Source organism: Micromonospora sp. ALFpr18c, from assembly GCF_008868155.1.
GTDB lineage: Bacteria > Actinomycetota > Actinomycetes > Mycobacteriales > Micromonosporaceae > Micromonospora.
Genome location: NZ_WBKR01000193.1, coordinates 1 through 11,760, shown reverse-complemented (window position 1 = coordinate 11,760; position 11,760 = coordinate 1). Strand labels below are relative to the sequence as shown.

Genomic DNA, 11,760 nt, shown 5'->3' with positions numbered 1-11,760 from the left:
GACGGCGGGGGTGACTGTGAGGGTTTCGGTGTCGGTGTTCAGGGTTGCTGTGGTGCCTACCGGGACCGTTAGCTGGCCGGCGCCGTGGCCGATCGGGAGGCCACCGAGGACCGGTACGCCCAGGTCACCGAGCTGTTCGCTGAGGACATCGACGACCGTGGTGTCCCAGCCGTCGGCGCAGTCGGTGAACTGCCCGACCGCCACGCCGGCCAGCCCGTCCAGCGCGCCGGCCCGGCGCAGCTGGGTGAGCATCCGGTCGACCTTGTACGGGGGCTCCTGCACGTCCTCGATCAACAGCACCGCCCCGGTCAGGTCGGGCAGGTCCGGTGTGCCGATCGACGCGGTGATCATGCACAGGTTGCCGCCGAGCAGGGTGCCGGTGGCCCGACCCGGTACGCGTACCGCGTAGGTGTCCTCGGCCGGCACGGCGGTGACCGACACCGCCTCGGTGGTCATCAGCGCGGCGTGCAGTGACTCGGCGGACCGCAGCGGGGTGCGCTCGTCGCGCCAGGCCGCCCCCGGGCCGTGGACGCCGGCCAGCCGGGCGCCCCGCCACAGCGCGAACTGCAGGGCGGTGATGTCGGAGAAGCCGGCCACCACCTTCGGGTCGCGGCGGACAGCCGCCATGTCGATGGCGTCGACGATCCGTTGCGCGCCGTAGCCGCCCCGGGTGCAGATCACCCCGCGGATCTCCGGGTCGGCGAAGGCCGCGTTCAGGTCGGCGGCGCGCAGGTCGTCCGTGCCGGCCAGGTAGCCGTGCCGGGCGTACGCGCTCGGCGCCGGCACCGGCCGCAGACCCCAACCGGTGAGCAGTTCCATCCCCCGCGCCACCCGCTCCGGAGTGGTCGGCCCGGACGGTGACACCAGCAGCACCGTGTCACCCGGGCGCAGCACGGGCGGGCGGACGACGGCCGAGTCCTCGCTGATCACAACCGCAGAGCCTAACGACCCCGCCGACGGCGGAACCGCCCACGGGCGGCGGACGGCGACGCGGCCCGTGGCGGGGCGTGGCGGCACATCATGCACCGGCTAGCCTCGACGGGTGGCAACCGCGCTGGTGATCGAGAACGACCCGACGGACGACGCGCGCCGACTGGGTGAGTGGCTGACCGAGGCCGGGCTGAAGCTGTGGGTCGTCCGCCCGCACGCCGGCGACGAGCTCCCCGCCGACCTGGAGGGGTACGCGGCGCTGGTGGTGCTCGGCGGCGACCAGCAGGCGTACCCGCTGCCGGACGGCTCGCCCGGCGCGCCCTGGTTTCCCGCCGTGGAGGGCCTGCTGCGCAAGGCGGTCCGCTACCGGGTGCCCACCCTGGCCGTCTGCCTGGGCGCGCAGCTGCTCGCCACCGCGCACGCGGGGTTGGTCGAGCGGAGCCCGTCCGGGCCGGAGATCGGCCCCGGCGTGGTCGGCCGGCGCGACGCCGCCGAGAACGACCCGCTGTTCCGGTACGTGCCGCTGATCCCGGACGTGCTCCAGTGGCACTCCGACGAGATCACCGAACTGCCCCGGGGCGCGACCCTGCTGGCCGCCTCCACCCGCTACCCGCACCAGGCGTTCCGCCTCGGTGACCGGGCCTGGGGGCTGCAGTTCCACATCGAGTGCGACACCGCCATGATCGCCGACTGGGCCACCGACTCGACCCAGCTCGCCGAGCTGGGGTACGACCCGGAGCTGGTGATCGCGGCCTGCGACTCGGTGATGGTGGACGTCGAGGAGGTCTGGCAGCCGTTCGCCGCCCGGTTCGCCGCGCTCGCGCTCGGCGAGCTGGACGACAGCACGACGCGGCGTGGCCTGCCGCTGCTCGGGCACTGATGAGCCGGCCGACCAGGGCACCGGGGCGGCTCGCCCGCTACGGCTTCGGCACCGCCGACGGCGACGGCGGTGCGCGTGCCGCCGACCTGCTCGGCCCGGACGGGCTGCGGTTGTGGCGACCCGACGAGCAGGAGCCGGTCGACGAGGCGGCGGGGGAGCTGCTCGCGGCGCTGTCCCGGGCCGCCGACCCGGACCTGGCGTTGCGCCAACTGCACCGCATCGTCGAGGCCGAACGCCGCACGAGCGGGGGAAACGCCGCGTCGCCGCTGCTCGCGGACCTGCACGTCGATCCCGGCCTGCGGCGGCGGGTGATCGCGGTGCTCGGCGCCTCGTCGGCGCTCGGCGACCACCTGGTGGCCCATCCCGAGCACTACAAGACGCTGCGCACCGCACCGGACGGGCTCGCGCCGACCGCCGAGGGGCGACTGGAACTCGTCGGCGACGGCAACCCGGTGGCGGTGCTGCGGACCGCGTACCGTCTGGCACTGCTGCGGATCGCGGCGGCGGACCTCACCGGCGGGCGCGGCCTGGAGCAGACTATGGCCGCGCTGTCGGCGCTGGCCGACGCGACGCTGGGCGCGGCCTTCGAGATCGCCGTGGACGAGCTGGCCGAGGGCATCGAGCGCCCCCGGCTGGCGGTGGTGGCGATGGGCAAGTGCGGCGGCGGTGAGCTCAACTACGTCTCCGACGTGGACGTCATCTTCGTGGCGGCCGAGGACGCCGACCTGGCCGCCGCGACCCTGGTGGCGACCCGGCTGATCCAGATCTGTGGCCTCGTCGCCTGGCCCGTGGACGCGGCCCTGCGGCCGGAGGGCAACCGGGGCCCGCTGGTCCGCACCCTCGCCAGCCACCTCGCCTACTACCGGCGGTGGGCGCGCACCTGGGAGTTCCAGGCGCTGCTCAAGGCCCGCCCGGCCGCCGGTGACCTGCCGCTGGCCCAGGAGTGGATCGACCAGCTCGCCCCGCTGGTGTGGCGGGCGGCCGAGCGGCCCGAGGCGGTCGAGGATGTCCGCGCGATGCGCCGCCGGATCATCGACCACATCCCGCCGAAGGAGCTGGAACGCGAGATCAAGCGCGGCCCCGGTGGGCTGCGCGACATCGAGTTTGCCGTGCAGCTGCTGCAACTCGTGCACGGTCGCGGCGACGAGACACTGCGGGCGCCCGGCACCCTCCCGGCGCTGCGCGCCCTGGTCGCCGGCGGTTACGTCGGCCGCGCCGACGGTGAGGCGCTGCTGCGCGGCTACCGCTTCCTGCGCAGCGTCGAGCACCGCCTCCAGTTGCAGGCCCTGCGGCGTACGCACACCGTGCCCACCGAGCCGGCCGCGTTGCGCTGGCTGGCCGCCGCGCTGGGCTACACCGCCACGCCGGGGCGCAGCGCCGTGGAGAGCTTCCGCGCCGAGTGGGTCACCCACGCCGCCGAGGTACGTCGGCTGCACGCCAAACTGCTCTACCGGCCGCTGCTGGAGTCGGTGGCCCGGGTGCCGGCCGACGGGCTGCGACTCACCCCGGAGGCGGCCCGGCACCGCCTGGAGATCCTCGGGTTCGCCGACCCGGCCGGGGCGCTGCGGCACCTCCAGGCGCTCACCGGCGGGGTGAGCCGCACCGCGGCGATCCAGCGGACCCTGCTGCCGGTGCTGCTCAGCGAGTTCGCCGACGCGCCGGAACCGGACCGGGGGCTGCTCAACTACCGCAAGGTCTCCGACAAGCTCGGCAGCACACCCTGGTATCTGCGGCTGCTGCGCGACGGCGGCCCGGTCGCCCGCCGGCTGGCCCGCGTGCTCGCCCTGTCCCGCTACGTCGCCGACCTGCTCGCCCGCGACCCGGAGGCGCTGCGGCTGCTGGCCGAGGAGAACGAGCTGGCGCCGCGGTCGCGCGAGGTGCTGCGGGAGGGATTCCTGGCGGCGGCGGCCCGGCACACCGACCCGGTCGAGGCGACCCGCGCGGTGCGGGCGCTGCGGCGGCGGGAACTGGTCCGGGTGGCGTGTGCCGACCTGCTCTGCCGCGCCGGCGCGCTCGCACCCACGCCGACCCGACCGGACGGCACGAAGCGGCCCGCCCCCGGGCTGGCCGACGTCACCGGCGTGGGGACGGCGCTCGCCGACGTCACCGACGCCACCCTGGCCGCCGCGCTGCGCGCCGCCCGGGCCAGCCAACCGGCCCCGGAGGGGCTGCGGTTCGCCGTCATCGGCATGGGCCGGCTCGGCGGGTACGAGTCGAACTACCTCTCCGACGCCGACGTGCTCTTCGTCTACGACCCGCCCGCCGGCAGCAGCGAGAGCGCGGCCAGCGCCGCCGCGCACGCCATCGCCGAGGAGTTGCGCCGCCTGCTCGGCGTACCCGCCCCCGACCCGCCGCTCGGCGTCGACGCCGACCTGCGACCGGAGGGCCGCCAGGGTCCGCTGGTCCGCAGCCTCGCCGCCTACGCGACGTACTACGCCCGCTGGTCCCGGGTGTGGGAGGCGCAGGCGCTGCTGCGCGCCCGGTTCGTGTGCGGCGACGCCGAGCTGGGCGCCGAGTTCGAGGCGATGATCGACCCGGTGCGGTATCCGGCCGACGGGTTGACCCGTGAGCAGGTCGTCGAGATCCGCCGGATCAAGGCCCGGGTGGAGACCGAGCGGCTGCCCCGGGGCGCCGACCCGGCCACCCACACCAAGCTGGGCCGGGGCGGGCTCGCCGACGTGGAGTGGGCGGTGCAGCTCGTCCAGCTCCGGCACGCCGGCGCGAACCCGGCGCTGCGTGGCACGCGTACCCTCGACGCCCTCACGGCCGCCGCCGACGCCGGCCTGATCGACCCGGCGGACGCCGCGGAGATGGCCGCCGGGTGGTCCTTGGCCGCGCAGGTCCGCAACGCGCTGATGCTGGTCCGGGGCCGGGCCGGCGACCAGCTGCCCCGGCACGGGGTGGAGCTGGCCGGGGTGGTCCGGCTGCTCGGCCGCGACGACCCGGGTGAGTTCCTCGACGAGTACCTGCGCACCGGGCGCCGCTCCCGAGCCGCGGCGGAACGTGTCCTCAATGCCTGACGCGTCGGCGCGCCCGGCCGGGCAGCGCACCGCCTGGGCGGCGGCGAGCGGGGTGGCCGTGGTGCTCGCCGTCGCGTTCCTGCTCGCGCCGCCGATGGGCACCGACCTCGCCGCGCAGGTGGCCCGCGCCGAGTTCGCCCAGCGGTACGGCGCCGCGCCGATCGACTTCGGCTGGTACAGCGGCGTCGACCAGTACGGCTACAGCCTGTTCACGGCCCGGTTGGGCGCGCTCATCGGGGTGCGTCCGTTGGGGGCGGTCGCCGCCGTGCTCGGCGCTGCCGCGCTCGGTTGGCTGTTCACCCGCAACCGGGCCCGTCGGCCGCTGCTGGCCGGCGTGCTGGGCGCCGTGGTGCTGGTCGGCAACCTGGCGAGCGGCCGGATCACCTTCGCGGTGGGGTTGGCGTTCGGGCTGCTGGCGCTCTGCGCGGTCAGCGCGGACCGCCCGCCACGCTGGGTCCGGCTGACCCTCGCGGCCGGCTGCGCCGCCCTGGCCACGGCGGCCAGCCCGGTCGCCGGCCTGTTCACCGGGCTGGCCGGCGCGGCGTTGCTGCTGTCCGCCCTGCGAACCGGTGCCGGGCCGGGCCGTCCGCTGCCCGGCGGCTGGCGGATCGAGCGACCACTGGCGGAGGGGTTCGTGCTGGCCGTGGCGCCCGCCGCCACGGTGGCCCCGATCGCGGTCCTCTTCGGCAACGGTGGCACCCAGCCGTACTCGGCCGAGTCGATGCGGATCAACGTCGCGCTCGCGGTGCTGGTGGCGGTCGTGCTGCCGCGTCGCCGCCGGGTGCTGCGCATCGGCGCGCTGCTCACGGTGCTGCTGCTGGTCGGCGCGTACTACGTGCCCAGCCCAATCGGGTCCAACGCGCTGCGGCTGCCGATGCTGTTCGCCCTGCCCGTGCTGGCCGGGTACGCCGCGCTGCCGGGGCCGTGGCTGGCCGGGCTACTCGCCGCGACCGTGTGGTGGCAGTCGCCGGTGATGACGAGCGACGTGACCCGGGCCGGCGCCCCGGAGAGCGCCGCGGCTTTCCACCGGCCGCTCGTCGCGGACCTCGACCGACGGCAGCCGGTCGGGCGGGTCGAGGTGGTGCCGCTGCGCGACCACTGGGAGTCTGCGTACCTCCCGCCGACCGTGCCGCTGGCCCGGGGCTGGGAACGCCAGGTCGACAGCGACCGCAACGCGCTGTTCTACGACGGCAGCCTGAACGCGCGGACGTACGAGCAGTGGCTCCGCCACGAGGCGGTGACCTACGTGGTGCTCGCCCCGGACGCGCCCGCCGACCGGTGGGGCCGCGACGAGGCCGCGCTGATCGGCACCGGCCTGCCCTACCTGCGGGAGGTCTGGCGTGACCCGACCTGGCGGATGTACGCCGTGGTCGACCCGACACCGCTGGTCGGTGCCCCGGGGCAGCTCGTCACCGCCGACCGGGGAGCGGTCCGGCTGAGCGCCGATCCGGGTGACGTGCTCGTGCGGGTGCGCTGGTCGCGCTGGCTGTCGCTGACCGGCCCGGACGGCTGTCTGCGAGCCGGCGCGGACGGGTGGACCGAGGTGCGGGTCCGCACCGCCGGCGACTATTCGATCTCCAGCGGGCTCGCACCGGCGAACCACTGCTGATGATGCTGCCGTCGTCCCGGGACCGACGTGCTGGCAGCATGTCGGGCGTGCCTTCCCACCTCGCACGCTGGACCGGCCTGGCCGGCTCGACGCTGCTCGCGATCTCCGCCTACCTCGGGGGCGCGTTCCCCGGCGGCCCTCTGCGCAGCACCCCGGTCAGCATCTGGCAGGGCCCGAACGGCCCGCTGATCCTCGCCGCCTGGGCGGTCGGCACCGGCCTGCTGGCGTACGCCTGGTGGGCGCTGCGCGACGGTGGGCCGTCGACGCGCTGGGCCCTGGTCACCGTCGGGCTCTGGCTGTTGCCGTTGCTGGTCGCACCGCCGTTCGGCAGCCGGGACGTGTACGCGTACGCCTGCCAGGGCGCCAGCTTCGCCGGCGGCATCAGCCCGTACGAGCAGGGCGTCTCCGCGCTGCCCTGCCCCTGGCTGGACACGGTCTCGGTGATCTGGCGCGACACCCCCGCGCCGTACGGGCCGCTGTTCGTGCTCATCGCGGGCGCCGTGGTCAAGGCCACCGGTTCGCTGACCGCCAGCATCGTCGTGTTCCGGGCACTGTCGCTGGTCGGGGTGCTGTTCACCGCGTGGGCCCTACCGGCGCTGGCCCGTCGTGCCGGTGTGCCGCCGAAGCGGGCGGTGTGGCTGGCGCTGGGCTCCCCGCTGGTCGCCGCGCACCTCATCGGCGGCCCCCACAACGACGTGCTGATGCTCGCCGCGCTGGTCGGTGGGCTGGCCGTGGTGGCGGCGTACCCGGGTCGGCGCGCACTGCTGCTGGTCGGCGGGCTGCTCCTCGGCGTCGCGGTGGCCATCAAGGTGACCGCCGTGGTGGTGGTGCCGTTCACCGCGCTGGCGGCCACCGCCGGGCCGTACCGGATCCGGACGCTGATCCGCGACGGCGGCTGGGTGGTCGGCGGCGCGGCCGCCACCGTCGTCGGCGTGACCGTCGCCGGCGGGCTGGACTTCGGGTGGGTCGGCGGGCTGTCCCAGGGCGGCGCCGCCATCGCCTGGACCTCCCCGCCGACCGCCGTCGGGCAGACGATCGGGTACGTCGCCGCGCTGTTCGGCGGTCACATCGACGCCCTGCCAGTGACCCGTGGGATCGCCGTGGTCGTCCTGGCCATCCTGCTCGTCTGGCTCTGGTGGCGGGCCCGCACCCGCGACCCGCTCTACCACGCCGGCCTCGCGCTCGCCCTCACCGTCGCGCTCGCCCCAGTGGTGCACCCCTGGTACTGGACCTGGCCGTTGTTCGTGCTGGCGGCCACCGCCCAGCGGACCAGATGGTTCACCGTGGTCGCCCTGGTCGCGTCCTTCCTCGTGCTGCCCGACGGCACCGGGCTGCCCCGGTACACCAAGACGGTCGGGGCGCCGCTGATGACGCTGTTGGTGATCGTGGTGGTCATCCGGTTGGTACGGTCGGCTCGGGCGACCCGCCAGCCGGTCGCCGCCGACTGAGGGAAGGTGCGCCGGTGACCGCTCCCGACGCGCCCTCCTCCCGGTACGCGGGCCTGGCCGGGCGTTCCGCCCGCTACGCGGGCCGGGCCGGGCGTTCCGCCCGCTACGCGGGCCTGGCCGGGCGTTCCGCCCGGTACGCGGGCCTGGCCGGCGCGGTCCTGCTCGCCGTGGCCGGGTACCTCGGCGGGGCGTTGCCCGACGCCCCGTTCGGCGGGACACCGGTGTCGATCTGGCGAGCCCCGGGCGGCCCGGCCACCCTGATCTGCTGGCTGGTCGGCACCGCGCTGCTCGTCGGGGCGTGGTGGTCGCTGCGCGAAGGTGCCCCGTCGACCCGGTGGGCGTACGTCACCGCCGGACTGTGGGCACTGCCGCTGTTGGTCGCGCCTCCGCTGGGCAGCCGGGACGTCTACTCGTACGCCTGCCAGGGCTGGACGTACGCGCACGGCGTCGACCCGTACGCGGTCGGGGTGGCGGCGGCGGGCTGCCCGTGGGTGGACACGGTCGCGCCGATCTGGCGGGACACCCCGGCACCGTACGGGCCGGTCTTCGTCCTGCTCGCGGCGCTCGCGGTCGGCCTCGGTGGCGGACTCACCGGCACCATCGTGGCGCTGCGGGTGATCGCCGTGGCGGGGCTGCTGCTGGCCGCGTTCTGCCTGCCCGGGCTGGCGCGAGCCGCCGGAGTGCCCTCCCGGCGGGCGGTCTGGCTGCTGTTGGCCTGCCCGCTGGTCGGCGTACACCTGGTGGCCGGCGCGCACAACGACGCCGTGATGGTGGGCCTGCTGCTGTGCGGGCTGTTGATCGTGGTCCGTCGCCCGGGCCGGCCGGCGGCGTTGCTGCTGGCCGGGGCACTGCTCGGGCTGGCCGTCACGGTGAAGGCCAGCGCCGTGCTGGTGGTGCCGTTCGCCGTCCTGGCCGGCGTGCACGGTCGGTACGCCGGACGGGCGCTGCTGCGCGACGGCGGCTGGCTGGCCGGCGGGCTGCTCGCCGCGCTACTGGTCACCTCGGCGGTGTCCGGCCTCGGGTTCGGCTGGGTCGGTGGGCTCACCCACAGTGGCGACTCGGAGCAGTGGACGTCGCCACCCACCGCCGTCGGCTTCGTGGTGGACTACGCCGGTGCGCTGGCCGGCCGGGACGCACAGGCGGTGCCGGTGCTCCGGGCGGTCGCGTTGCTGCTGCTCGCCGGGGTGCTGGCGGTGCTCTGGTGGCGGACCTGGCGGACGCTGGACGACGTCCGCCAGACGGGATTCCGGGTGCCGCTGCGTCCTCGGGCGGCGCTGCGTGGGGCGGCGCTGGCACTGGTCGCCGCCGTCGTCCTGTCCCCGGTCTTCCACCCCTGGTACGCGACCTGGCCGCTGGCGCTGCTCGCCCTCACCGCCGCCCGTACGACGTGGTTCGTGCTGCCGGTCGCGGCGGCCGCCTTCCTCACCCTGCCCGACGGCACGAACCTGGCCCGCGTCACCAAGGCCCCGGGCGCCCTGGCGATGACCGCCGTGCTCCTGGCCGCCCTCCTGGTCGGCGCGCGCCGCGCGTCCCGCCGCGGGCGCGCCCCCCGCCGCTCCGGCTGACATGATCGCGCCGCACGACGCATTCGGCGGCGAAGATCAGCGCAACATCAGGGATGTTGTTGCCTCGCCGTGCGTAGGAGACAGCAACATCAGGGAAGTTGTGCGGATCGTGGTACGGGTACGGGTGGTCCCGGAGACGGGTCGGGCCGGCCCCGCACTGCGGAGCCGGCCCGACCGGTGAATCGGTGACTGCTCAGCAGTCGTAGTACATGGCGAACTCGTGCGGGGTCGGGCGCAGGCGCACCGGGTCGACCTCGTTGGCGCGCTTCCAGTCGACCCAGGTGGAGATCAGGTCGGGGGTGAAGACGCCACCGTCGAGCAGGTAGTCGTGGTCGGCCTCCAGCGAGTCGAGCACGGCCGGCAGCGAGCCCGGCACCTGCTTGACGTCGCCCCACTCCTCCGGCGGGAGGTCGTAGAGGTCCTTGTCGATCGGCGTCGGCGGCTCGATCTTGCTCTTGATGCCGTCGAGGCCGGCCATCATCATGGCCGAGAAGGCCAGGTAGACGTTTGCCGACGGGTCCGGGACGCGGAACTCGACGCGCTTGGCCTTCGGGTTGCTGCCGGTCACCGGGATGCGGGTGCACGCGGAGCGGTTGCGCTGCGAGTAGACCAGGTTGACCGGCGCCTCGAAGCCCGGCACCAGGCGGCGGTACGAGTTGACCGTCGGGTTGGTGAACGCCAGCAGCGACGGCGCGTGGTGCAGCAGACCGCCGATGTACCAGCGGGCGGTGTCGGACAGGCCGGCGTACCCGGTCTCGTCGTAGAACAGCGGCTCACCGTTGAGCCAGAGGCTCTGGTGGGTGTGCATGCCGGAGCCGTTGTCGCCGAACAGCGGCTTGGGCATGAAGGTCGCGGTCTTGCCGTTGGCCCAGGCCTCGTTCTTCACGATGTACTTGAAGAGCTGGAGCTGGTCACCGGCGTGCAGCAGGGTGGAGAAACGGTAGTTGATCTCGGCCTGGCCGGCGGTGCCCACCTCGTGGTGCGACCGCTCCACGGTGAAGCCGGTGTCGACGAGCCGGCGCACGATCGAGTCGCGCAGGTCGGCATAGTGGTCGACCGGCGGAACCGGGAAGTAGCCGCCCTTGTACGCGGTCTTGTAACCGCGGTTGCCGCCCTCCTCCTCGCGGCCGGTGTTCCAGGCGCCCTCGATCGAGTCGATGTAGTAGAACGACTGGTTCGCCGAGGTCTCGTGGCGGATCGAGTCGAAGATGTAGAACTCCGCCTCCGCACCGAAGTAGGCGGTGTCGGCGATGCCGCTCGCCGCCAGGTACGCCTCGGCCTTCTTCGCGACGTTACGCGGGTCGCGGGTGTAGGCCTCGCGGGTGAACGGGTCGTGGATGAAGAAGTTCAGCGCGAGCGTCTTCTGCGCCCGGAACGGGTCGATGAACGCGGTGGCGACGTCCGGGAGCAGGAGCATGTCCGACTCGTGGATCGCCTGGAAACCGCGGATCGACGAGCCGTCGAACGCGAGGCCGTCGGTGAAGAGGTCGTCGTTGACGGACTCGACCGGCACATTGAAGTGCTGCATCACGCCGGGCAGGTCACAGAAACGAACGTCGACGAACTTCACGTCCTCGTTCTTGAGGTATCGCAGCAGTTCCTCGGGATTGGCGAACACACATCCTCCTGGCACGTCCACGGGGTGGCTAGGCTTCTGGCGACGCTAGGGCCAAGCGGTTGCCCGGCCATGTCTCCGTTGTTTCTGCCGTGTTACGTCCCTCGCGGAGCGTCAGCGACGCTCCCGTCCCGCTCCCGGCCCATCGCGAACGTCGTACCGGCTGTGCCATTGTAAAGACATCTGATGCCTTTGGCCCGAATCGGCGCGCAGCGGTGACGGCACCCGGCGGTGCCTCACCAGGGCGCGGATACCCTTGACCGCTGTGACCAATCCGCACGCCCCGGCAGCACCGGCCACCGATCCCACCTTCACTCCGCCGAGCCTCGGCAAGCGGTTCGGGGCGCTGATCATCGACTGGGTGCTCTGCCTCCTGGTGTCCAACCTCTTCGCCGACCCGGTGCGCGACGGCTGGGCCCCGGTGCTGGTGCTGGTCGTCGAGTACGGCATCTTCCTCGGCCTGTTCGCCCAGACACCCGGCATGTACATCACGAAGATCCGCTGCGTGAACTGGCGCGACGGCGGCCGGATCGGGCTGCTCCGCGGACTGATCCGGGGCCTGCTGCTGGCCCTCGTCGTCCCCGCGCTGATCATGGACGGACACCGTCGCGGTCTGCACGACCGGGTCGCCGACTCGGTCGTCGTCGACGCCCCCCGAGGCTGAGTCCGCCGCCACCAAGGCCGATCCCAGCC

8 protein-coding genes are annotated in these 11,760 nt (G+C 74.2%); 6 read left to right on the top strand and 2 right to left on the bottom strand.

All coding sequences use genetic code 11. From position 1 onward, the window contains the following. The coding region (locus F8271_RS25770) for an LD-carboxypeptidase (RefSeq protein WP_151492412.1) at positions 1-930 on the bottom strand (930 nt) is incomplete at its 3' end. A 112-nt stretch (positions 931-1,042) separates the two neighbouring features. On the opposite strand from F8271_RS25770, the gene F8271_RS25765 reads away from it, so the two are divergent. The 5 genes from F8271_RS25765 to mptB (F8271_RS25745) all read left to right on the top strand — a co-directional run bounded on the left by F8271_RS25765 (position 1,043) and on the right by mptB (F8271_RS25745) (position 9,452). After that, positions 1,043-1,810: a type 1 glutamine amidotransferase gene (locus F8271_RS25765; RefSeq protein ID WP_151492411.1), complete on the top strand. Its 768-nt coding sequence runs from the start codon at positions 1,043-1,045 to the stop codon at positions 1,808-1,810. Further along, positions 1,810-4,830, top strand: a complete 3,021-nt coding sequence (locus tag F8271_RS25760; RefSeq protein WP_151492410.1) for a bifunctional [glutamine synthetase] adenylyltransferase/[glutamine synthetase]-adenylyl-L-tyrosine phosphorylase — start codon at positions 1,810-1,812, stop codon at positions 4,828-4,830. Before F8271_RS25765 ends, F8271_RS25760 begins: the two co-directional genes overlap by 1 nt. Continuing rightward, positions 4,823-6,439: a hypothetical protein gene (locus F8271_RS25755; RefSeq protein WP_225854757.1), complete on the top strand. Its 1,617-nt coding sequence runs from the start codon at positions 4,823-4,825 to the stop codon at positions 6,437-6,439. The genes F8271_RS25760 and F8271_RS25755 overlap by 8 nt, the downstream gene beginning before the upstream one ends. 47 nt (positions 6,440-6,486) lie before the next feature. After that, positions 6,487-7,887, top strand: a complete 1,401-nt coding sequence (gene mptB / locus F8271_RS25750; RefSeq protein WP_192580454.1) for a polyprenol phosphomannose-dependent alpha 1,6 mannosyltransferase MptB — start codon at positions 6,487-6,489, stop codon at positions 7,885-7,887. A gap of 113 nt (positions 7,888-8,000) precedes the next feature. Beyond that, complete coding sequence (gene mptB, locus F8271_RS25745) at positions 8,001-9,452, top strand: polyprenol phosphomannose-dependent alpha 1,6 mannosyltransferase MptB (protein ID WP_151492413.1); 1,452 nt, start codon at positions 8,001-8,003, stop codon at positions 9,450-9,452. 193 nt (positions 9,453-9,645) lie between these two features. On the opposite strand, the gene glnA is transcribed toward mptB (F8271_RS25745), so the two are convergent. Next, complete coding sequence (glnA, locus tag F8271_RS25740) at positions 9,646-11,070, bottom strand: type I glutamate--ammonia ligase (RefSeq protein ID WP_151492408.1); 1,425 nt, start codon at positions 11,068-11,070, stop codon at positions 9,646-9,648. 262 nt (positions 11,071-11,332) lie between these two features. Here glnA and F8271_RS25735 point away from each other — a divergent pair, with 262 nt between their 5' ends. Further along, a complete protein-coding gene (locus F8271_RS25735) occupies positions 11,333-11,731 on the top strand; it encodes an RDD family protein (protein ID WP_151492407.1) in 399 nt (132 codons plus the stop codon). Positions 11,732-11,760: the final 29 nt, after the last annotated feature.